The 24,062-nt window shown below is 38.8% G+C and carries 18 protein-coding genes; 5 read left to right on the top strand and 13 right to left on the bottom strand.

All coding sequences use genetic code 11. The annotated features are described in order from the left end of the window. Positions 1–173 precede the first annotated feature (173 nt). Positions 174–2,210: a methionine--tRNA ligase gene (metG, locus tag BM143_RS10470; RefSeq protein WP_090024411.1), complete on the top strand. Its 2,037-nt coding sequence runs from the start codon at positions 174–176 to the stop codon at positions 2,208–2,210. A 227-nt stretch (positions 2,211–2,437) separates the two neighbouring features. Here metG and BM143_RS10465 read toward each other — a convergent pair whose 3' ends face one another. From BM143_RS10465 to BM143_RS10430, 8 genes are all read right to left on the bottom strand, one after another. After that, entirely contained in the window at positions 2,438–3,142 is a 705-nt protein-coding gene (locus BM143_RS10465) for a class I SAM-dependent methyltransferase (RefSeq protein WP_090024410.1), read from the bottom strand. Positions 3,143–3,551: 409 nt separating this feature from the next. Continuing rightward, on the bottom strand, positions 3,552–4,364 hold the full coding sequence (locus tag BM143_RS10460; RefSeq protein WP_090024475.1) for a siderophore-interacting protein: 813 nt from the start codon (positions 4,362–4,364) through the stop codon (positions 3,552–3,554). A gap of 105 nt (positions 4,365–4,469) precedes the next feature. Further along, positions 4,470–6,680, bottom strand: a complete 2,211-nt coding sequence (locus BM143_RS10455) for a TonB-dependent receptor (RefSeq protein WP_090024409.1) — start codon at positions 6,678–6,680, stop codon at positions 4,470–4,472. A 632-nt stretch (positions 6,681–7,312) separates the two neighbouring features. Further along, on the bottom strand, positions 7,313–8,905 hold the full coding sequence (locus BM143_RS10450; RefSeq protein WP_090024408.1) for an MFS transporter: 1,593 nt from the start codon (positions 8,903–8,905) through the stop codon (positions 7,313–7,315). Positions 8,906–9,140: 235 nt separating this feature from the next. After that, positions 9,141–10,253: an HlyD family secretion protein gene (locus BM143_RS10445; RefSeq protein ID WP_090024407.1), complete on the bottom strand. Its 1,113-nt coding sequence runs from the start codon at positions 10,251–10,253 to the stop codon at positions 9,141–9,143. Between the two features lie 23 nt (positions 10,254–10,276). Beyond that, a complete protein-coding gene (locus tag BM143_RS10440) occupies positions 10,277–11,587 on the bottom strand; it encodes a TolC family protein (protein WP_090024406.1) in 1,311 nt (436 codons plus the stop codon). Between the two features lie 89 nt (positions 11,588–11,676). Beyond that, entirely contained in the window at positions 11,677–12,522 is an 846-nt protein-coding gene (locus BM143_RS10435) for a helix-turn-helix domain-containing protein (RefSeq protein WP_034726276.1), read from the bottom strand. 39 nt (positions 12,523–12,561) lie between these two features. After that, positions 12,562–13,629: a DUF2891 domain-containing protein gene (locus tag BM143_RS10430; RefSeq protein WP_090024405.1), complete on the bottom strand. Its 1,068-nt coding sequence runs from the start codon at positions 13,627–13,629 to the stop codon at positions 12,562–12,564. A 554-nt stretch (positions 13,630–14,183) separates the two neighbouring features. Between BM143_RS10430 and BM143_RS10425 the strand changes: the two genes are divergently transcribed. Continuing rightward, positions 14,184–15,095 (top strand): DUF4349 domain-containing protein, encoded by a 912-nt coding sequence (locus BM143_RS10425; RefSeq protein WP_228430752.1) that lies wholly within the window; start codon positions 14,184–14,186, stop codon positions 15,093–15,095. 443 nt (positions 15,096–15,538) lie between these two features. On the opposite strand, the gene BM143_RS10420 is transcribed toward BM143_RS10425, so the two are convergent. The 5 genes from BM143_RS10420 to dnaA all read right to left on the bottom strand — a co-directional run bounded on the left by BM143_RS10420 (position 15,539) and on the right by dnaA (position 21,345). Then, positions 15,539–15,916, bottom strand: a complete 378-nt coding sequence (locus BM143_RS10420) for a hypothetical protein (RefSeq protein ID WP_090024403.1) — start codon at positions 15,914–15,916, stop codon at positions 15,539–15,541. 310 nt (positions 15,917–16,226) lie between these two features. After that, positions 16,227–18,023: a lytic polysaccharide monooxygenase gene (locus tag BM143_RS10415; protein WP_090024402.1), complete on the bottom strand. Its 1,797-nt coding sequence runs from the start codon at positions 18,021–18,023 to the stop codon at positions 16,227–16,229. A gap of 429 nt (positions 18,024–18,452) precedes the next feature. Then, a complete protein-coding gene (locus BM143_RS10410; RefSeq protein ID WP_090024401.1) occupies positions 18,453–19,151 on the bottom strand; it encodes an SAM-dependent methyltransferase in 699 nt (232 codons plus the stop codon). A 161-nt stretch (positions 19,152–19,312) separates the two neighbouring features. Beyond that, on the bottom strand, positions 19,313–19,762 hold the full coding sequence (locus BM143_RS10405) for a low molecular weight protein-tyrosine-phosphatase (RefSeq protein ID WP_090024400.1): 450 nt from the start codon (positions 19,760–19,762) through the stop codon (positions 19,313–19,315). Positions 19,763–19,890: 128 nt separating this feature from the next. After that, positions 19,891–21,345 carry a chromosomal replication initiator protein DnaA gene (dnaA, locus tag BM143_RS10400; protein ID WP_090024399.1) on the bottom strand — a complete coding sequence of 485 codons (1,455 nt, stop codon included), beginning with the start codon at positions 21,343–21,345 and terminating at the stop codon, positions 19,891–19,893. A gap of 136 nt (positions 21,346–21,481) precedes the next feature. On the opposite strand from dnaA, the gene BM143_RS10395 reads away from it, so the two are divergent. The 3 genes from BM143_RS10395 to BM143_RS10385 all read left to right on the top strand — a co-directional run bounded on the left by BM143_RS10395 (position 21,482) and on the right by BM143_RS10385 (position 23,954). Next, on the top strand, positions 21,482–21,892 hold the full coding sequence (locus BM143_RS10395) for an acyl-CoA thioesterase (RefSeq protein ID WP_090024398.1): 411 nt from the start codon (positions 21,482–21,484) through the stop codon (positions 21,890–21,892). Between the two features lie 142 nt (positions 21,893–22,034). Further along, entirely contained in the window at positions 22,035–22,883 is an 849-nt protein-coding gene (pheA, locus tag BM143_RS10390) for a prephenate dehydratase (protein ID WP_090024397.1), read from the top strand. 363 nt (positions 22,884–23,246) lie between these two features. After that, positions 23,247–23,954 carry a hypothetical protein gene (locus BM143_RS10385; RefSeq protein ID WP_090024396.1) on the top strand — a complete coding sequence of 236 codons (708 nt, stop codon included), beginning with the start codon at positions 23,247–23,249 and terminating at the stop codon, positions 23,952–23,954. The last annotated feature ends 108 nt before the right edge of the window (positions 23,955–24,062 follow it).

Here is a 24,062-nt window from a genome sequence, read left to right as displayed (position 1 = left end):
ACATTAATCTATGCTCTACATAACACCTGTAAAATATTAACATCACGTTAAACATTTGTTTAACTAAATTTAACTTCAAACGCTTTCTAGATAGTAAAAAACTTATTATAAGGGAAGTTTAGGCGGTTTTAGTGAGATATTCCTTATCTTTGCCGTTAAAACTTTACTATAAAATGTCAAACAGAAAGATGATTACGGCAGCTTTGCCTTATGCAAACGGACCGGTTCATATAGGACATTTGGCAGGTGTATATATTCCTGCGGATGTCTACGCAAGATTTCAGAGGAGATTAGGAAAAGATGTAGCGTTTATCTGCGGGTCGGATGAGCATGGAATTCCTATTACCATCAGAGCAAAAAAAGAAGGAGTAACCCCTCAGGATATCGTAGATAAATACCACGAGATCATTAAAAAATCTTTTTCGGATCTGGGAATTTCATTTGATGAGTATTCCAGAACGACTTCTAAAAAGCATTATGAGACCAGCCAGGATTTCTTTAAAGTTCTTTACGAAAAAGGGAAATTCACGGAAGAGGTTTCTGAGCAGTATTTTGACGAGCAGGCCGGAGAATTCCTGGCAGACCGATATATTGTAGGAACCTGCCCGAACTGTGGCAACGAAAATGCTTACGGAGACCAGTGCGAAAAGTGTGGTTCTACCCTATCTCCTTCAGAGCTGATCAATCCCAAATCCATGTTAAGCGGAAATGTTCCGATTCTAAAAGACACCAAAAACTGGTACCTTCCTTTAAATGAATACGAAGACTTCTTAAACGAATGGATCATTGAAGGCCATAAAGACGACTGGAAGCCGAATGTTTACGGACAAGTGAAATCATGGTTAAACGACGGTCTTAAGCCACGAGCCATGACCAGAGATCTGAACTGGGGTGTTCCTGTTCCTCTTCCGAATGCGGAAGGGAAAGTGCTTTATGTTTGGTTTGATGCACCTATCGGATATATTTCTTTCACTCAGGAATGGGCGGAGAAAAACGGAAAAGACTGGAAAGATTACTGGCAGAGCGAAAGCAGTGACCTGGTGCATTTCATCGGAAAAGATAATATTGTATTCCACTGTATTATTTTCCCTGCGATGATGAAGGCTCACGGTGATTATATCATGCCGAAAAATGTTCCTGCGTTTGAATTCTTAAACCTTGAGAACGACAAGATCTCAACCTCCAGAAACTGGGCGGTATGGGCACATGAATATGTAGAAGAATTCCCTGGACAGCAGGATGTTTTAAGATACGCGCTTCTTTCATCAGCTCCTGAAACAAAGGATAATAATTTTACATGGAAAGATTTCCAGACCAAAAATAATTCTGAACTGGTAGGAATTTTCGGAAACTTTATCAATAGAGTTGCTGTTCTTATCCATAAATATTATGACGGTGTTGTTCCTCAGGGAGACATCAACAGTCCTGAACTGGAAGAAATCAATAAAGCAGCTAAAGAAATCTCAGGATTCTTAGAAAATTATGAGTTCAGAAATGCATTAACCGCATTAATGAATCTTGCCCGTTTCGGAAACCAGTATCTTCAGGCTGAAGAACCTTGGAAAACGATTAAGGACAGTCCTGAAAAAGCAGCACAATCTCTATTTGTAGGTGCTCAGCTGGCTGTTGCCTTAGCTCAGTTATGTGAACCGTTTATGCCTTTCAGCTCTGAAAAACTTCTTACGATGTTCAATGCTGCGCAGGTGAACTGGAGCGATGTTGAAACTCAATCTGTTTTAATAGAAACAGGTCATAAAATCAATGAAGCTTCTCTTCTTTTCTCAAAAATTGAAGACAGCGTCATTGAAGCTCAAATTGAAAAGCTGGAACAGACCAAACAAAACAATAAAAAAACAAACCCTAACGCCAACCCTATGAAAGAAGAAATTTCTTTTGATGATTTTGCTAAAATCGACCTTAGAACAGCGACCATTTTAGAAGCTGAAAAAGTAGAAAAAGCTGATAAATTACTAAAGTTCAAAGTAGATACAGGGGTTGATATCAGAACTGTGGTTTCTGGTGTTGCAGAAAGCTTCACGCCGGAAGAACTGATCGGAAAGCAGGTGATGATCTTACTCAATCTTGCTCCTAGAAAGATCAGAGGAATTGAGTCTCAGGGAATGTTCTTGTTAACGACAAAACCAGACGGAAAATTATCTTTCGTAACACCGGATGACAGCAATGTAGAAAACGGTATTGAGATCGGATAAACCTATAATTACATACAAAACAAAAGACACACGAAAAATCGTGTGTCTTTTTTATTTTGTCTTGTCATTGCGAGTGCAGCGAACCAATCTCTTAGGTACAGCTTAAACTTAATGATCTTAAAAACTTAATACAATCTTAACGGTTCAAAAATAAAACCATTAAGGAAGAGTTTAGTGAATAAGAATATTAAGATTGCTTCGCTATACTCGCAATGACAGGTAAATGTTTATTTTTTAGTCAGTTTTGCCAGGTAAGAATCTTCATCCTGCATTACTTTTTCAATGGTAAAGCCGTTATTTTCTGCCGCATTTTTTAGGGTGGTATAATCAAGATAAAGCCATTTGATTGGGTTTTCAGATTCTCCTTTATAATGAACAATATAATCCAGTTCACCATAGTAGCCGCCTGCCGGAATATAAACGCCACCATCTTCATCACGGTCGAACATATACAGGATATCCGTACTGTCGATCAGGATCTGACCATTGTCATTTATTAAAGTGTGCAGTTTCTGAAGATAGGTATCGATTTTTTCCAGGCTTTCAAAAATCCCGGTTCCGTTCATCAGAAGTAAAACGGTATCAAAAGTTTCTCCCGAAAAATCCAATACGTTTTCACATACCGCTTTTTTGATTCCTCTCATTTGGCAGACTTCAATACATTTTGGTGAAATATCCAGCGCCAAAACATCAAGATTACTTTCATTCTGCAGATACAAAGCATGAGAACCGGCACCGGCACCAATGTCCAGTACTTTCCCATGAGCAAGCTCAAGTGCTTTCTGTTCAATACCGTTCATGTCTTCAAAATCTCTGAAAAGATAATCTACCGGAAGTTCATCCAGTTCCGATATTGAAGTTTCTGTCTGCAAATCCTCAGGATTTTCGTTGTGAAAATAATCCCAGACTGCCTTACCCATTAAATCTTTCATTGTCATCTTTAAAAGTGCAAAGATAGGGGTTTTCGGGTGAAGGTTGCAAGAGTTTGAGTGTTTGAGAGTTTTAGAGTAAATGAGTCTGAATACGTTGCTAGTTGTTGGTTGCTGTTTTTTTTGTTGCTAGTTTTTCGGTTGTTGGTTGCTAGTTGATAGTTGACGGGTTATAGTAAATAATATACTTAATCTCAGCGTAAACCTTTGTCTCAACCTTAGTCTGATGTCTTAAATCTGATATCTTATGTCTTGCCTCTTGAATCCACCACTCACCATTCACTTGCGAAGCAAAATTCACCATTGACACCAATTTCGCACAAAAAACCAAATCAAAGACTGCAGTTTTAAACTGCGAAATCCCTAATCCCTAATCCCTAATCCCTGCAACCTATTATCTGCTCCCTAAATCCTATCCCATCGAATCCTTCTCCCTATGTCTATCCTTCTCCGACTCATTTTCCGCTACACCCGCTTTCCAGTAAGAATAAGCATTGAGTTCCTGTGCCGTCCAGTCTTTTTCTTTTCTAAGGTAGGTACGAATTTCTTTAACACTTGAAAATTCTGCTGCGACATAGCCGAACTTAGTGGTTTCCGGAAGGGTGATACTTTTTACAGTATCCGCCATTTCACTGCTGATGTGTGGAATCGCGTTATGAAGCCATTTAAATTCAATATCAGCTTTGGTTTCAAGGATTTGCTCGTCTTCTTTTCCGTGAACTTCGATGATGCAGACTCCTTTTGCTGTTTCCGGCAAGGTTTCCAGCATGGCGCTCAGAACAGGAATGGCAGTAGCATCGCCTACAAACAGGTACCATTCAACTTCGGGATACATTTCTTTTGCTTCGGTTCTCATCATAATACCTAGTTTTGAACCAGCTTCTGATTCACGGGCCCATTTGGATGCAGGACCGCCGTCGCCATGGTCTACGAAATCAATAATCAGCTCGTTTTTCTCAAGATCAATTCCTCTGTGGGTATAGGTTCTTACAGCGGGTGCCACTTCTTTTGGAGGATACACCCATTGACGATTTTCATCCAGTGTCGGAAAATGAATTTCATCCAGACCTACCGGAGGTACAGCAATTTTATTATTATCTCCGATGGTGGTATCTTTAAACAAATGAGCTTCCGGAGAATACAGATAGACTCTGATATAATGATCAGTGATATACTCTTTTCTCGTCATTTCCGCAACGATGCGGCCTGTTTGAATTTTAGCCATAACTGAATTTTTAAAGTTAAAATCCGGCTTCCGTTGATGATGAGAAGCCGGATCTGTTATTATATGATGCATTTAAATCAAGGCTAACCGACTCGATTTAAATTTTTAAAAATCAAAGGTATAAGACAGGTTAAATGTTCTTCCTCTTCCTTTATAATTGAACAGTTCAGGAAGTCCGTAAGTAGAATATAAAACCTGGGAACGCTTGCTCCAGATGGTCTGATAATCGGTATTGAAAATATTCTGGATTCCCAGATTGAATTTACCCCAGTCGAAACGGTATCCTACCATTAAATCTGAAGTATTGTAGCCGTCGATTTCATTCTTAAGATCGTCCGTCAGTTTGAAATTCTGTAAAGACTGGAACCTGAATGACCAGCTTTTAACATTATATCCGATGTAAGTGACCAATTTTGAAGGGGAAGCGTTGTAAATTTCCTGCTTCTTCCATTCGCCATTATTCTCAACTTCCGATTTGATCAAAAGTCCGCTGGCTCCGAAATAAACGCCATTGTTCATGGAGTAAGAAACCTCAGCTTCTATCCCCATATTTCTCAGCTTAAGATCATTCACAAGAATCTGGAATGTCTTCTTGTCAACGGTAACCGTTTTATCCGAATTACTTAAGAAACCTGCGATCTGTCCTTTCAATCCGCCTTTATTGATACGGTATCCTACTTCAAACTGATTGGTTTTGATCGCCTGAAGCGGCTGTTGTTTTACATTAATGCTTGAAGCCACATCCCAATTCGTTCCTTTTAGCACGTAGTTTCCAATTCCGTAATATTTCGATGGATCAGCCAGACTCACACCCTGAGAAAAAGTTCCCCAAGCCTGATGCTGTTCATTGAATTTGTAGAGTAAACCGGCATTCGCCAATGTCACATTATACGAGCTTTTTCCGCCCGGAATAGCAGAAGCTGAAGCTCCGTATCCCATAGCAACCTGTGTCTGTTGCACTGAACCTACAAAATCATCTACTTTTACATTCATATTCTGATAACGGATTCCTCCATTGATCTGAAGTTTAGGTAAGATATCATATTTAGCCTGAACATATCCTGCATAACTCTGAGAATGGTTGGTAGGATACCTTCCCAGACTGTATTGCGTGTCATTGACCAAACCTCCGCTTGACATCGTTTTTGAGATATCATATACCGACTGAGCTCCTTCGAATTTTTCAAGATCAATATCTACTCCATACGTCACATTCAGACTTTTCCATGATTTCGACAATAATGCCTTTACACCGGAATAATAGGTATCCTGCTGCGAAGAAGACATATAAGCCGTGTTTACGTTATTTAAATTAACATTTCCGGGGAAAGGATAAAATCCTAACTTCTCCCCTCTCGCTGCAAACTGCACGTACAGATCCTGACCTCCTAATATATTATTTCCGTTGTAGGCAACTGTTCCCATGAAACGCTCCGTTCCTATATTTTTATCGGATGAAAAACCGTCACGCATTTCCAAAAGATTAGCATTTTTTGTTGTAAAGGCGCTTAAATTCTGGCCTAAATAAAGACTTCTGTCTCCATTAAATTTAGAATTATAATACTGAAGGGATGCCGTGATTTTATGTTTATTATTAAATTTATAACCTCCCGTGGCCAATATATCAATAGACTGGTTATACTGAAGGTCGGTTTGGGTAATATCCGTTAAAACCTGTTTTTCATCGGCACCGTAAACACCACCATTCTGCTGGTACGCAACCCCTAGTCTTCCGAAAAATTTATCCCCTTTTACTGCAATAGCCTGAGCTGCACGGAAATCGTGATCATCTTTACCCATGAATCCGGTTCTGGCTCCCAATTCCGTTTCTCCGCTGATCCCGTTTTTTGAAGGTGTTTTTGTGATGATATTAATGATACCGCCGGTTGCATTTCCTCCATAAATAGAGCTGGCCCCTGAAAGGACTTCAATCCTTTCGATATTAAACGGATCAATAGCATCTAGCTGACGGCTGATGGCTCTGATGCTATTCAGTGAAACACCGTCTATCATGACTAATGCAGAACGGCCTCTCATATTTTGTCCGTAGTTGGTTCTTCCCTGCGGCCCGATATCCATACTCGGGATCAGGATGGCAAGCATTTCTTTGATAGGAACTCCGCTTTTCGCCTGTTCCTGGATTTTTTCTTTCTGAACCACCCAAACCGTTCCCGGGATATCCGAGATCTTTGTAGGTTTTCTGGATGCTACGATCACTACATCATCAATACCTTTAGAGGCTATAGAATCATTCGCTGTCTGGGAAAATACAATTCCCGAAGCTAACAGACCTATGAATGCATACTGCTTTTTCATTCTTTCTTCTCAAGTTTTATAAACCTTCAAAATTAATTTTTATTCTTTCTAAATAAAAACAGCAAGATATGAAATTATTCATATTTCATTAAAAAGAGCCTGAATCCGGGATAAGACATTTGTTTTTCTAATGATTTCAGGATGCTCAAAGTATACATCTGAGCACCTCATAACGTTTCGGGATGCGGGGTTTTGTGGCACAAGCCAAGAACTGCCTTTTACATGTATACAATCTTTCAATTTCAAAATTTGTAATGCAGAGAAGTTTTTTAACGCAAAGTTTCATTTTGTTAACGTTCAGTTTTGAGGAAGGCAAAGAGTGTGACTGCGTCACTGACGAAGCTAGTGGCCTAAAACATCTGCTTAATCGAATCGATCATAGATCGATTTCGTCTTTGCAACCTTTAAACTATGCATAATTATTGTAAACCTTTGCGTTAAAAAAATATATATTTCCTCAAATTTTACAGGTGATCCCATATATTTTCAAGTCCAAAATTCCACACTTTTTACTCATGAAATAACTGAGTCCGAACTCAGATTAAAAAGGCATGTTTTATCTGTAGCCATAAAAACGTAAGATCCCGGACTTCGCAAAGCCAAGGATCTTACTCGTGAAAAACAAGGTATCTTTACACCGCAGGTCCTGCTGCGTCTTTTATTTCTTCTAATAATTGTTTCCGTTCGCGGAGTCTTCTTCTGGCAATCACAGATTTCCCGCCTAAAACCCTTATGAATCTCAGATACTGGAATCTTTCTTTTCCGAAATGATGCGTCATCACATAAAAGAGTACTCCAAAACCTACCAGAATAATGTATCCGAAGATCTTTTTACCGGAAACAATGATGGCATTCAGCTGAAGGGTCTTCATATTGGCTGCCAAAGTCTGGGGACTCACCGTCATTCCGTCGATGTACACCGCAAGATCTCCTACGGCCGTAATCTGAAAACGGTACTGGAACCATGAATACAATGCTGAAAAGAATCCAACCGCCAGAAATGTTCTCCATACCAAAACCAGCCCGATTGCCGCCAGCATATCATCCATTTCAAGTTTGTCCAGGGTATAGAACCACACTGAAATAAACAGCGAACACATTCCGAATCCTTTTAAAAACATCGGCAGGTACCAGTTCTCATAATTGAATTCTAAAACCATCGAAAAGTACATGATCAATGCATACCCCATCATCGCCGAAAACCCCGAGAAGATGTACATTTTCAATGGTATTTCTTTTTTGAACCAGAATACGGCAATCACTCCTGCCAGGATAATTCCGGGAACCATGAGCAGATTCAGTCCTGCATTTGTCTGCTGATCATATCCCAGAACTCCTACAGCAAAGGTATTCTGAAGCGAAGTCGTTCCTAAGAACATTCCCAGCCACAACAGCATAAACAGGCCGTGCTGCACATTATTTTTTTTGAAAATTTTAAATGATAAATAAGGTCTTTTTAAAGTGAACTGACGAATCACCAGCAAAGCAAAGCTTACAAAAGCAGCAATACTCGCATTCATAATATTTTTTGAATTCCACCAGTCCTGCTGTTTCCCGAAAGAAAAAACATAAGCGGAAAACATAAATGTAGACACAAACAGCATGATGCTCATCCAGTCGATATAATGCAACGGAACTTTTAAAGCAAAATATTTATTGTGCATAAAGATCCAGTGAATCAACGCCAGTATAAAACATAGCACCGCTGCAATCACATAGAAATGCTGCCAGTTATAATTAATGGAAACCACCGCCGCATAATAAGCCGCCACCTGGTTCATTGCCAAAACAAAAGTGTAAAACAGTCCGTAAAACATTCCTCTGTTTCCAACCATCACCATAAGCGGAAGAAACAGCTCTATGGTCACCATCATCTTTAAAAACCCGATTCCCAGAGCAGTAAATACGAAGATCATTGGCTGCATCGTTGTCGCATTAATATAGCTCAACACCCCCAAAAGTACGAGAAGCACCGCCATTTTATCTCTGACCTTGAATCTCATCTTCAGCCTGATAACAATCGGCATACAGGCTCCCATTCCGATTGTGGTCGCATAATTCGCCCACATAAAATATTCTGTCATTGCTCCGGTACCGCTCACCAGATAACTGATGTTTCCGGTGTACACCCCACCAAGCGGCATCACCACTGCCAGTAGCAGTACGATGAGCAGCAGCTGTACGGGTTTTGGTACCCAGTCGTTATATAGTCCTTTGTTGTACATGAATTTAGAAGTTAGATATTAGAGGTTAGAAATTAGAGGATGGAAGCAGGAAGATGGGAGATGGAAGTTTCTCTTTGTCAGCATACTTCTGCATTCCAGATAAGTTCTCTTTAAAAAAGATTAAAAAATAAGAAAGGGGCCGGAAGTTATGATTCGTCTGCATCAACTTCCCTCTTCGGACTTCCGGCTTCCCTTCTAAAATCTTTCAATCATTAAATGTTTAATTCTTTCAATCCTAATTAATATTCACATTCATATTCATTCCCGCGCTCAGTTTTTCCAGATCTTCTTTTTTATTGGAAGTGCTGAATTCTATTCTTACAGGAATTCTTTGCTGTACTTTGATAAAGTTACCTGTGGAATTGTCTGTAGGCACGCTTGAATATCTTGAGCCCGTCGCTGCAGAAATAGCAGTAACTACTCCTTCAAATGTCTTTCCACCCAAAGCATCAGCAGTCATTGTCATTTTTTGACCGATTTTAATATTCGGCATCTGTCTTTCCAGGAAATTAGCGGTTACCCATTTCTGACCGTTCAGAACGATGGTAGCGACCTGCTGACCCGGTTGGATCAATTGTCCTTCAGAGATCGTTCTACGCCCCATAATTCCATCGTATGGTGCTGTAATCACGGTATAGGAAAGATTGATTTTAGCCATATCCAGTGCTGCTTTTGTTCTTTTAATCTCAGCATCATTAATTCCCAGCTTACTTTTCACCTCAGTGGTAGAAAGGTTCGCCGACTGCTTCTGATTCACCAGAGTCTCATACGCTGCTTTCTGGGCATCATATTCTGTTTTGATCTGATCATATTGCTGTCTGGTCACTGCTTCCGCAGCGAGAAGGTTTTTATATCGGTTTAAATTCTGCTCCGCGTTCCAAAGTCTGGCTTTTGCTCCTGCAATATTAGATTCCATCACACTTACGTTATTGGAAACGGTATTCACGGATGAACTTGTTGCCGATCTCTGTGCCATTGCATTCTGATAAGCAGCTTCAGCCTGACCCAATTGGGTTAATATTTCATTTTTATCCAGAATAACCAAAGTATCTCCTTTTTTCACCTTCTGATGTTCGATGAATTTGATGTCTTTGATATAAGCCGAAACCCTTGTATTAATCGGGTTAATGAATTCCTCTACCTGAGCCGCTTCCGTGTAGGTTTTGTCTCCAATGTGGAAATATTCACGGACCAGCCAGAAAAGCCCGAATCCAATCACCAGAAAGACAACCGTATTGGAAATGATGGCTCTTATTTTATTCTTTTTATTCTGTTTCTTTTTAACGGCTGCTCCTGACTGAGCCGGAGCGGCCTGAGTATTTTGAGTAGTTTGTTCCTTGTTTTCCATTATCTTGATTTTCAGTTTTAAAATTAAAGCGTTCCTGCAGCCTTCAGCAGGTTATAATATTGATACAGCACATTGATCTCGGCATTGGCAAAATCCAGCTCCGACTGAAGTTTCTGGTTCTGTGCATCGATCATTTCAGCCTGTACCGCCAATTGGTTTAAGTATTTAGCTTCCGTGATCTTGTAGTTTTCTTCTGCCAGTCTTTTCGAATCATTCAGAATGTCAGCCTGCTGGATCGATTCCTGGTATTTTACATAGGCTGCATTCACTGCCATATCTACGTTCTGCTTAACCAGTGTCACCGCATCACCAGCCTGTGTTTTCTGCAATTCACCAAGCTTTACTTTTTCTTTGGTCTTGTATAAATTATCGATATTATAGCTCAGTGAAACACCAGCCTGCCATCCTCCGGAATACATATCCAAAACAGGATTTCTGTTCGTAATCGGACGCTGTAACGTATAGCCTCCGAAACCTGACAATGTCGGCATCTGATCTGTTTTAATGATCTCAATGTTTTTATCCGCAACATCAATGTTTTTCTTTGCTGATTTCAGCTGTGGATTACTTTCGTGGGCAAGATCCATATAGTAATCCATCCCGATTCCCGATTCTTTGTCCGTTAAACTTTCAACGGGAACGATTTCTGTTTCGGAAGGAAGTCCTAAGGCAATATTTAAATTATAATTAAGGATCTTTTTATTATTGGTCAACGTCAGAATGCCCTGATCAAGATTTTTGATGGCCAGTTCTCCACGGATGACTTCATTACGGGTCACCATCCCTTGCTGATAGAACTTCTGGATATTTTTCAGACGTTCCTGAGCGAGTTTTTTGTTATTCTCAAAAACAGTTTCCTGATTGAACATTTTATAGACATCCAGATAATTGGAGATCACCAGAAATTTTACATCAAGTTTATTTTTTTCAAGATCGAGTTCAGAAAGCTGCTCGCGAAGACCTGCCATTTCAATAGATTTGCTTACCAAACCTCCTTTAAAGATCAATTGAGTAGCCTGTACAGCATATGAGCTTCCGTAGTGAGGCATCGGAACGTTGGTTGAGTTTGAAAAATCTTTATCGATAGCTACGGCATCTCCTAAATAGAACTGACTGGTAGATGCTGTGATGTTGGGAAGCTGCTGAAGCTTGACAACGTTTGTGTTCTGTTTTGCAATGTCAATATTCTGGGCAGCCACTTTTAACTGCTGGTGGTTTTTCACTGCCAGATCGGCGGCTTCACCTGCGGTCATCTGTTTGATCTGTTGAGAAAAAAACAGCGCAGGGAATAGAGCTATCACGAGTGATAGTGCTGTTTTTATGTTATTTGTCATTTTACCTTGTTTTACGAATACAAAGTTACGACGACAACAAATTCAATCAAATGTTTGAATTTTGGAAAAAGATGTTCAAATGTAAGATTCTAACTTTCGAACTGATGTCTGTACTGTCTGGGACTTACTTCCAGATGTTTTTTAAAAAAGTGGGAAAACGCGTACTGATCACTGAAACCGAGGATAGAAGAAACCTCAGAAACCGGTTTATTGGAGGAGTTTAAAAGCACTTTTGCTTCGTTCATCACAATCAAAGCGATGATCTGGCTGGCGGACTTTCCTGTAATGGATTTTACTACAGAAGAAAGATGTCTGGTTGTAATCGATTGCCGCTCGGCATAAAACTCAACCGTTCTCTCTGTCAGATGGTGTTCGGCCAGATCTGTGAGGAATACAAAAACGATCTCTTCCTGTCTGGACATCTGGTTCATGGAATAATTATCCTCTTTTGAAATAATCCCGGCCATCTGATAGCAGAAAACAGAGAAAAGATGCTCTACCATTTCCTTTTTATAGAGCATTTCGGTTTCTGAATCCAAAATATATTTAAGGAAATTGACGCTTTTCCAGACCACTTCCATTTCACTTTCAGGAAAAGGAACTCCCTTGTTCATCTGCTGGCGGAAATAGCGGTAAGTAATCAACCTGTTGAATTTCAAAGATAGAGCGGAAATAAATTCTCTTTTGTAAGAAACCATCCTCGACTGGAAATCGCCGCTTACGGAAACCATCTCATAAATCGTCTGTGGATCGGTCACCATAAACATATTGGCAGAAAGCTCCAGGTCGCTGAAATGCTGACGGAGCTTTATAGTACCTGATTTAATAAATATAAAGGCAGGGTTTTCCGGACGGAAAGGTTTATCCGCAGAAATTCTCTCGAAAATATTATGCTGAGTGAAAATTTCAACACCGAATTTTTCTAAAGCTGACATAACACAAATGTAGCCAATATATTCTGCGCCTACAATATTTTAGTCTTCCAGAGAATAAACCGCAAAGCTCGCCAGCCAATGGTCTCCGCCATAATTCCCCTGAAATAACAAAGGAAGTCCGTTCGCTAAAAATACATCGGCTGTTTTCTTAAAGTCTTTTTTCAATGGATGCCCGTCAGGAAGCGCTTTGGAGATTCCTTTCATACACCAGGCTTTGGAAAAAGAAAGCCCAACCAAATGAACGGTTTGATAATCACTCAAGTCACTTACAACAGGGATTTTTTCAATATTCTCCAGACTTCTCTTCTCGTAGAAATTATTCAACCACAGAACGAATTCTTTTTGTGGCAATACTCTTCTCATCAGGTCTGCAATTTCAAGACTTGGCGAAAAGAAGTCAGATCCGTCCGGTTCAAGATAGGCCGGTGTTTTCTGATCTTTACCGTAAAAATATTTTGCTTTTTCTTTGAGCTGATTCTCGAATTCCACATCATGATTCGCTTTAGCCCAATCGATCGCGAATGCCAGACCAAAAGCGGTATTAGGGTGAACTCCGGTTCTGTTCGGGTACGTTTGTTTGGGAAGATAAGCCTTCCATGACTGTAAGATCTTATCTGTTAATGGTTTTAAATTCTCATGCCAGATCTTAGCTTTAGGATGATTCCAGGTGGTTAGCTCTTCATCCAGTTTCAACAACCAAGCCCATCCATAGGTTCTTTCAAACGTGGTACTCAGTTGATATTTTGTGAAATAATCAGCTTCGGTCTGTAGATTTTCTTTATTTAACGAATTGTCAAGAATTTTTTCAATGTCTTTTGCATTGGCCAGATTAGGTTTTGTCTTCAGCAATCTTACAAGCATCCAGTGTCCGTGAACGGAGCTGTGCCAGTCGAAACAGCCATAAAAGCTCGGGTGAAGGTCTTTTGGAGTCAAAGTAACCTCACCGGCGTTATTGATGATATGAGCTGTTTTATTCGGATATTCCTGATTGATGCAGTGAAGTGGTTTTTCCAATAGTTTAGCTGCCATTTCATCGGTAAGTTTGGGAACTTCCTGGGCATATAGTAAGAACGGAGAAAACACAAATGCTAAAAGACTTTTTTTCATTCAATAAAAATAGAAAATAATTTAGATTTCAAATGATATTAGACTTTTATTTTCCTCAAGAGTAAAAAATAAAAAACACGTCATGTAACATAATCCAATTGATATTAAAAGTTTCAAACCTTTCTAGTATATCCCTAAATGCAGGTTACTTGTAATTAATTCGTAGCTGAAACTCATTGATTTTCTTACCCTTAAAAATCTATATAACTTAAAGTAAAAACCAACACAGCATTTAAATTTTAATAATATTTTGTTGGAAAAACGCAATGGCGCAATGCTTGAATAAAATTGAGAATTTTAAGACGCAAGAAAATCAAAGATTTTCAGCAAGTTCACTGGTGTTTATTGAGCAGTATGCAATTTTATTGGAGATAAAATCCTTGCGCCTTAAAGCATACTAATTAAAAAAAAATCTTGCGCCATTGCGTTTTTCCCACAAAGAAGTCAGGACACACCCAATGCTTACATCACAAGCATTTTAATAAAATAATATGAATTTTTAATAAATTAAAGCTTTAAGCATAATTTTTGATAAGGTTCTTTAAAAAATATTCATGAGAAAATTATTTTTACCTTTATGTATGCTTCTTTTGATGAGCGGATGCAAGAAATCCGAACTGGACGTTGCCAACTCCTCTCCAGACGTATCAGCTGATAAAGCAGCTCATATCATTAAATATAAAGAAGAGTCATCTCAGGCGCCACAAGAAGTTTATCAGATGGCCCCTGCCAGCTCTATTTCTGAAAAAACGGAATCCGCAAATGAGACTACACAACCTTCCGTAGCCCCAAAAAAGATTGACACTATCGCCAAAAAAGTCATCAAAAATGGGAATATGAAAATCCAGGTTGGGGATATTAAAAAAGCCCAGAATCAGGTGGCAGATATTCTGAAAAAAAATAATGCTTATATCCAAACGGAACAGTTTCAAAACACGGATGTAGACGATAATCTGGATCTTGTGATCCGTGTTCCGCACAAAAATTTCGATGCGCTGATCAATTCCTTTTCTGACGGTGTAGGCTCTGTTTTGTCCAAAAATATTTCGTCTGATGATGTCACGGAAGAATATACTGATGTTTCCATCAAATTAGCCAATAAAAGAATCTATCTGGAAAAGTACCGTGACATGCTCAGAAGTGCTTCTACCACGAAAGATATGATTGAAATCCAGGAGAAAATCCGTGAACTGGAAGATGAAATAGACGTTGCAGAAGGCAGACTTCGGTTTATTGATGACCGTGTGAATTACAGCACCCTTAATCTGAGTTTATACAAAGAAAAAGTGAGAAGCTCTGCCACTTCGAAAATTGGTTTTGGAAGCCGGTTCGGAGATTCTGTGACAGAAGGTTGGAACAGTTTCGTGAGCTTTCTGTTGGGAATTATTTCATTCTGGCCGTTTTTATTACTTATTCCGATCATTATTTATCTGTGGAGAAAATGGAGAGCCGGAAGAACAAAATAGCCTGAGGGTTCGGGATGCGAGGTTCGTGGTTTCGGGATTTGGGATCAATTTCATTGATTCTGGTGAAGTGAACAAATACAGATTTTTTGTTAATTTGCGATAGCTGTATCATCTGACGTAGAAAAATTCAAACCATTAAGGTTCTGTTAAGCTTGTAAGAATATTAAGTTTTAGCTTCGCTTTAAGACGTACAGCACAAAAAATCATTTAATTTTTTCTTAACTAACCTTACATCCTTCATTGATCTTAATGTTTTAAAAGGTCTGAAATGAAAATCTGTATGACCTGAGAAATCTCCGAGAGATATCATTATAAACACTCTTTTATAATCGAGCTCTTAATTGTATTCCACACTCAGATTAAATAACATCAATAATTTTTCATATATAAAATAAAAATCCGGATATCGCTGATATCCGGATTTTTACTGCACTATCAATGACTTAAGCATTGAAATAATCTTTAACCGTCTCGAGCACCTGCTCGTCCGACATTTTCTGTGCCGTATCTAATGTTATTTTAAGGTTTTTAAATTGAGCCGTATCATGAAGATAATTTTTCAGCTCTTCCTGAATGGTTCCCGGGCCTGTAATATAAACCTCCTGGGAATTGGTCAGAAGATGTTCCACTTCTTTAAAGAACTTGACCCTGTTCGTACGTTCCGCATTATTCGCCGCATTCTCACTGGAGTTTCCATGCTGTATTTCCGCTTTTACCGGGCTGCAAAGGAAAAACTTGAATGCATTCTGAGCGTCATGATTTTTTACTACAATTGCCTTTTCCGTATCGATCCAAAGTCCTGCTAATTTCTTTTCTGACATAATTTATTTTTTTTGGTGTTATATCCTATGTAACACAAGAATGATGCAAAGCGGATGTTAAGGGCTGTTAAATGTTGAAAGAAGTCAGGAAGTCCGAAGATGGAAGAAGGCAGCTATAAGTCTGAAAACAGAACTACTGTGCAGTTTTTAGGAGTTTATAGTATCCTGTTTCCGGATCTCAATAACGTAATTTCTTAATCCAACTTGAATTAATTATTTATTTAATCTTTTAATTTTGTCCGTAAAAGCTAATAGAAAAGCCGCCTTACGATGAAGACGGCCTTTATTCATGATCTATTATTTCTTACGATTACTTTTTGATCGTTTTAGTAACACTTCCTCCATCTTTATACTGAATTTTTACAAAATAAATTCCGCGTTGAAAACTACTGATATTCAAGCTGTTCTTTGAAACATTCCCGGAAGAAAGCATCTGAAGTCCCTGCGTATTGAACACCTTCACTTCACTAATTTTTCCGTAATAGCTTTCTGGTGCAAAATTAATCAGATTATCCGATACAATGACTGAAAGACCATCTTCCTGATTATTACGTCCTGTAGCACAGTCAGTTCCTTCATTGCAATTGCTTATCACTTTCCATACTGCATTACTTCCCGGTGCTTCTCCAGGATTAGCATACCATTTGTTTTCCCAGATTTTGCAAGCATGGAACACTTTGGTACCGGCAGTTGCATACGCCTTTGCCGGATTATAAGACTGAGAGCCACAATAAGTAACAGGACCGCTGGTCTGACAGTTCGGACCTTCAGTACATGCGCTGATCTCCTCCCAAACCATATTGCTACCCGGAACTTCATTCGGATTGGCATACCATTTATTTTTCCAGATTTTGCAGGCATAGAATACGCTTGTTTGAGCTGTTGGATAAGCATTAGCTGGATTATACTGCTGTGCTCCGCAGTAGACCTGTCCGTTTCCGCCTTCTATTTTTTTAGTCCTGATTTTTAATTCGTTACTGGCATCAGAGATTTGGTCGTTCTGCGCGACAGCTTTTATGGTGTAACGGTATTCGGTATCTTGAGTTAAACCTGTGCGTAAGAAACTGGTTTGCGTTGTTTCCGCAACCTTGACTCCATTTTCAAAGACCTGATAATTTTTAATGCCCAATGTATGCGTTGAAGCCATCCACATCAACGAAACAGAGTTTTCAGTGACGCCCATCGAATGTAGATTCGATGGGGCTACAGGTTTTTCAGGCGTGTTTTGGTCATTCGTTTTTACAATAAGTGGTGCACTTTTCTGTGAAGTTAGTCCTGTAGAACCTTTCGCCTGTACTTCGTAAGTATAGTTCGTATTGGCCGATAAACCCTGATCTTCAAATTCAGGAACATTTACAGTCTGCACAGCCTGTCCGTTACGGAAAACCGTATAAGAAGCTGCATCTGCCTGTGGTGTCCAGCCTATTTTTGCAGAAGAGCTCGTTACGTTTATTTTGGACAATCCGGTTGGTGTAGCCGGTTGTGTAGGTGTTACCGTAGACTGTACATTCACATCGATTACATTATAAAATGCGTTGGCGGTATCTGCCACATCCCAAACGGCAAGAATAACATGGTACCCCTGACGGTTAGCCGGAATGGTGATATGGTGAGGTGTATTATCCTGTGGAGGTGTCCCATTATGGATCACCTCACCAATAAGTTCAAGATTCTGACGGGAAAGTGGCTGATTGGGATTCCAGCCCGGTTTTGTCATATAATAATGCCATTTTGCTGTCGCGTGATAAGCGAGATACTTCCAGATAAAAGTATTCACTCCGGTTGTGACATTGGTTTTCTTCCATCGGTCAGCGGTTTGAATATCCAGAATGGTGTTTCCTCCAATACTTCCATTAGCAGAAGCAATCATTCCGTCTGCCGGACCGAACGCCGGAAATCCTTTTTTGGCTTCAAGAGATCCCGGTTCGTTAATGACGCTGCCATATATTCCCAATGCGGCGGTGTAACCGAGTGTAGCTTTGTCAAGGCTTCCCTGATAGCCACGGGAAGCCGGGCTCATTACATATCCATGGGCTGACAGCTTTGTTGATGAAAATGTCAGAATGCACAACAATAGTGCTGAAAAAAAGATTCTAAGTTTAATCATATTTAATTATTTAAGGTGTTTATTAAAGTTTGCTAATCCGGAGGAAAGATTCTACTCTATTTTGTCGTCGCCATGTTTTAATAAATGGGACTTCAGTATTTTCAAATCTGTGTCTGATCAAACGCACGAGATTAGCTATTGTAGCGTAGTAAAACGGAATTCGTTAAAGCAATACTCAAATTTAAAAAAACATATTATAATTAATACGTTTAATTAAAAATTAACTTAAATAAATATAATTATGATTAATATTAATTAACATAAATCAATTATGTTAATTAATTGTTTCAATCAAAGACATCAAAAGAATTATCTTCACATTCAACTACAAAAAAAAACACCGATCGTCACTACTTTTCCTAGTATCAATCCGTGTTAAGAGATGGAATTGATGATTGCAAATCCGAAAGAATCTTATCTTTTCAACCTTTATTTTCCAAGGACAAAGACAGCGGGAATTTTATGAAGTTCCGGCTTTGCTTTTTTCCAGTCGTTGATGGTTTTTGTCTGGATAAACTCATGTTCCGGATCGTTGATATTGGCTGCGATACAGAGCTTGGTGTTCGGAGATAAAAACTTCGTCAGATCTTCAAAAAGAGGATTATTTCTATACGGAGTTTCCATAAAGATCTGAGAATATCCGGTTTGCTGTACCAAGCTTTCAAGACGTTGGATCTGCTTTTTCTTCTCACTTTTATCTATCGGAAGATAACCATGGAAGGTAAATTCCTGCCCATTGAATCCACTGGAAATCAAAGCTAAAATTATAGATGAAGGCCCTGAAAGCGGGATTACTCTGATATTTTTCTCATGACACCATTTCACAATAAGGTTTCCGGGATCAGCGATACATGGAAGCCCCGCCTCAGAAAGGAGTCCGAAATCCTGTCCTTGCAGCATCAGATTCTGAGCTTCTTTGATATCCGCATTTTCCGTGTATTTATCCAAAAGAAACAGCTTCAGATCCGACTGCTTCTTTTCAGGAGCAAAGAATTTAACCACCTTTCTGGCTGTTTTTTCGTTTTCTACAAAGAAGTAATCCGTCTGCATGATGTACTCTTTCAAAACGGGTGAAAAATGAGTGATAGAAGTGTTTTCAGATAAATAAGCTGGGAGTAAAAAAAGCATTTTATTGTTTTTTAGTTCTTTCTTGCAAAGAGGGTTGTTTAAAATGATGAGCGAGTCCGAGGGAAAATGTGATGGCTGAAATTTTCCATTCGTTGTTTATTTTAACAAAGGTAAGAATTTCTTTCCCTGTGTAAAAATACCACTTCCCTGAGTGGGTTTATTTAAGCCAGGATTTGCTTTTTAATAGCCTCACAGCCTCGGTCCAGCAACTGAAAAACCTCTTCAAAATCATTCATATCTCCCCAGTACGGATCCGGAACCTCAGCATTTTTGTGATCACCCGCAGCTTCCAGAAATAATGAAACTTTCTGACGATGTTCTTCATTTCTGGTCTTTGAAATCACATCTTCATACACATCAATATCCATGCAGTAAATCTTGTCAAAGGCATCAAAATCAGCTTTGGTAATCGGTCGGGATTTCTGGTTGGATATATCAATATTATGATGGGCCGCTGTCTTTATTGCTCTTTTGTCGGGATGTTTGCCTTCATGCATGGAAATAGTCCCTGCGGAATCTACAAAAAACTTTTCAGGAACTTTCGTCTTCATAATTCCTTCTGCTAAAGGACTTCTGCAAATATTCCCGAGACAGACCATCAGTATTTTCATATCGCTTTTTTTTAATTGAAAGATTAAAGAATTTAAACATTTCGCCGCCGTTCAGCAGAAGCAAAACTAAATAAAAAAATGAAGAATAAAACTATTCTCCATTTCAATTTATTCAGTTAAATTATTTTCTATTTTTTGATTCTTTCAGCAAGATCTTTAACGTACTTTTTAACCTCCTTGTCGATTTTTGATACATCTTTAATGGTGTCGCAAGCGTACATTACCGTAGAGTGGTCTTTTCCGCCCATCTCTTCACCGATCTTTGTAAAGGTAGCATTCGTTAATTCTTTTGAGAAATACATCGCCAACTGTCTTGGAAGGGCAATTTCTCTTTTTCTTGTCTTAGAAAGAAGCTGTTCTTTTTTGATTCCGAAATAATCGCACACCACTTCCTGAATGTAAGGAATGTTGATGACTTTTTTCTGGTTGGCCGCAATCTTATTGATGGTATCTTTCAGCAATTCAAGACTTAAGTCTGTTTTATATACTGTAGAGTAAGCAATCACAGAGTTGATGACCCCGATAAGCTCTCTCACATTCGTTTTAGCTTCTGCAGCAAGGAAATCAAGCATATCTCCCGGAAGAACGATTCCGTCTCTGCTTAATTTATCTACGATGATCTGTCTTCTTGTAGAAAGATCCGGAGATTTGATTTCGGCAGAAAGTCCCCATTTAAAACGGGAAACAATTCTTTCCTGAATATCCATAATATCTGCAGGTGCCTTATCTGAAGTAAGAATGATCTGCTTTCCATTCTGGTGAAGATGGTCAAAGATATGGAAGAAACTATCCTGTGTCGCAGATTTACCGGACAGGAACTGAATATCATCAATGATCAAAACATCAACCATCTGGTAGAAGTTCGCAAACTCAGTTTGCTTATGGGCTTTCGCAGCAGAAATAAACTGCTGGATGAATTTCTCAGAAGACAGATAAAGAACTACTTTATCCGGAAACTGGTTTTTTACCTCAAGGCCTACAGCCTGTCCCAAGTGAGTCTTTCCAACTCCATATCCTCCATGAAGGAATAATGGGTTAAAAGCCGTTGCTCCCGGTCTTTTAGCGATAGATCTGGCTACCGTGGCAGCAAATTTATTACTCTCTCCTTCTATATAATTATCAAAAGAATAGTCCGACTTCAGGTTAGAATCTATATTTACTTTTCTAATTCCCGGAACTACAAAAGGATTAACAATATTGGCAGAGAATCCTTGTGGCATCGTTTCCTGCATTTTTGGTGTAGGAACGCTTTTTCCCTTCATATTCATAGTCATTGGCTTTTCCTCTCCGGTAGGCCTGTTTTCCATGACAGAGTACCACAATTTAACTCCTTTTCCAAGATTTTTCTTCAGGGCAGCAGAAAGCAGGGATAGGTAATTATCCTCAATATATTCCTTGTAAAAATCGCTCGGCACTATAAGCGTAAGGTTATTGGCAACCAACGAAAGTGGCTGTACCTTATCGAATAGCATGTCGAAGGATTTTTCAAGCTTCTTTAGATCAGAATTGTCTTCAGCTGCGTTCAGATTATCCCGCATGAACTGAAGGCACTTCTGCCATATCATCATTAAATTTTCATCCATATTTATGCCCCGATTAGTTCGTTGTTAGTACTTTTTGTAGAAGGAAGACAAAGGTCCAATTTTTTCTTTTCAAAAAAAAATATTGCAGGTATTGATTATTTAAAAATATATTTGTATGCATAAATAAGGACCAAAAATGATACACACAACACACTCAATACGAGTACGTTACGGAGAAACAGACCCTATGAAATATGTGTACTACGGGAACTATGCGCAGTACTTCGAGATTGGCAGAGTTGAACTGTTCAGAAACATAGGAATGGCATACGATGAAATTGAAAACCAAGGAATTTGGCTTCCGGTTTCGGACTATAAAATCAAATATATCCGTCCGGCACTGTATGACCAAAAATTAGAAATTCACACTTATATAAAAAAAATTCCGGGCGTAAGGATAGAATTTGAGTACGAAATTTTCAATGAACAGCAGGTAAAAATCACAGAAGCCTCCACTACGCTCTTCTTTTTAGACGCCAAAACCAATAAAGTGATCAGGTGTCCGGATTTCCTGATGAAGCTGATTGAAGAGCATTGGAAAGAATAGATTTTAGGTAGCAGGTAGCAGATCTTAGGTTGCAGGTAAGAGGAAGGAATCCATCCATTAAAGATGATTGTTTTTAAACTAATTTGCATCTTTGCACTTCCAATTTAAGTGATACGTTTATCTACATTTATATTTATTACATATGAAGATCGCATTTTTAGGCCCTCATGCAAGTTTCACACAGCTTGCGGCCACACAGCTTTTTCCAGACGAAGAACTTCTGCCACAGGCTAATATTTTAGACTGTTTTAATGCCGTTGAAAAAGGAGAAGCTGATAAAGCTGTAGTCCCATTGGAAAACTCCATTGAAGGAACGGTTTCTATGACTCTGGATTATCTCTATAAAACCCCTTCCATCAAAATTGAAGCGGAAGGCGTGATGCCTATTGCCCACCATCTGATGATTCATCCTGAAAACAGAATGGAGGATATCGAAAAGATTTATTCACATCCGCAGGCTTTAGCACAAAGCTTTCATTTCCTGGACAGCCGGTTTAAGGATATCACCAGACAGGATTTCTCCTCTACTGCTGCTGCTGCGAAATTTGTTTCAGAAAATAAGGACTTGAAAATAGCTGCAGTGGCGAATCAGTTTGCAGCCAATTTGTATGGATTAAATATTGTCCATAGAAATATCCAGGATTTTGAGCAGAACCATACCCGGTTCATCGTTATTTCCAAACAACAGTCTTCGTACAATAATGACAGACTTGAAGTTCTGGGTGAAAAATCCGGGATGCTGATCAATCTTCCGGAAGATCATCCCGGAGGACTCCATCAGGTTCTGTCAGTTTTTGCCTGGAGAAAAATGAACCTCAGCAAAATTGAATCCAGGACATTGAAAACGGGACTCGGTAATTATTTTTTCTTCATCAATGTACAAGGAAAATGGGAAGATGTTCTCCACGGAAACGCTCTACTGGAACTTCAATCAATTAACGCAGAAGTTGATTTCTTAGGAAATTATAAAGAATTCTTATTGGAAAGTTAAAAAATATCAACAAAATTTAAAAAACACCGCAATTTCGCGGTGTTTTTTTCTTTAAATATTCTGCCACTACAGAGATCACTGACATATTTGCAGCACAATATGTCACAAAAAGTGACAGTATCAGGTAATTTTTTAAGATAAATTAAATCCTTAATTAGTGATATATGAAATAAATTATCTATTTTTACATTTGTAAAACGATTTGAAAATAAAGATACATAACGATATTACGAAATAATATATATTAAATAATAAACATTTGCTTAAAAAATTAATATAATTATTCATATATAGTTAAATAAATCATAAAATAGGCACGATTTTTGCATTTTAAAATCTGAAAACTAATTAAAAAACTTACTCATGAAAACCAAAATCTACAGCTTAATCTTAGCTTTATCTGCCGCTTCTGCATTCTCCCAAGTTGGGATTAATACAGACACTCCAAGTGCTACTTTAGATGTAAACGGAACCATTAAGGTTCGTGATGTTCCTTTAACTCCAGCTCTTCCCGGATATGAAATCCTTGCGCTCAATACCGGAAGTTCCCAAATCGCAAAGATTGATCCTCAATTGATTTACAATTCTACAGTCAACAGCAGTGTTTATTCAGCTAAAAAGACTACGGGAATCTCACTTTTGAGTTTAGGTCTCTTCCCTGCAGGTTTCAGAGCTGTTAACTTTTTGGCAGCTGAAAGATCAGTAGGATCTGCAGCATTGTTCTCGGATACGGATAATACGTATACAATTCCATCCAATGGCGTTTACAACGTAGGATTTTCATTCCGTTACGGTTCAGGACTTCAGGCTGCTATTCTAACGAATACTCCGGGAATTGGTATTTTCAGAAACAGGGCGGGTGTAGGAACTCTTATCGACAGCCGTTCATTCAGTGGTCTTACCGTTCCATTGGTTTTAAGTTTAACCATCTCCGAAAGTACAATCGCTTCCCTTTACACGTTCCAGGCGGGAGACAAAATCTCATTTGGACTTACAGGATCTTCTGCTCTTGATATCGGATTATTAGGGGCCAGTGTAGGATCTTTCTACATTTACAAAGTTTCAAATTAATTAAGAACATAATTTAATCGCTCTGCACAGTTAATCCATCACAGAATATGTGATGGATTAATTTTTAATAGGGTTAAAAACATTTACTTTATATTTGATAAAAACTAA

It is taken from the genome of Chryseobacterium oleae (assembly GCF_900115055.1).
Lineage (GTDB): Bacteria > Bacteroidota > Bacteroidia > Flavobacteriales > Weeksellaceae > Chryseobacterium > Chryseobacterium oleae.
This window is presented reverse-complemented; position numbering and strand designations above follow the sequence as displayed.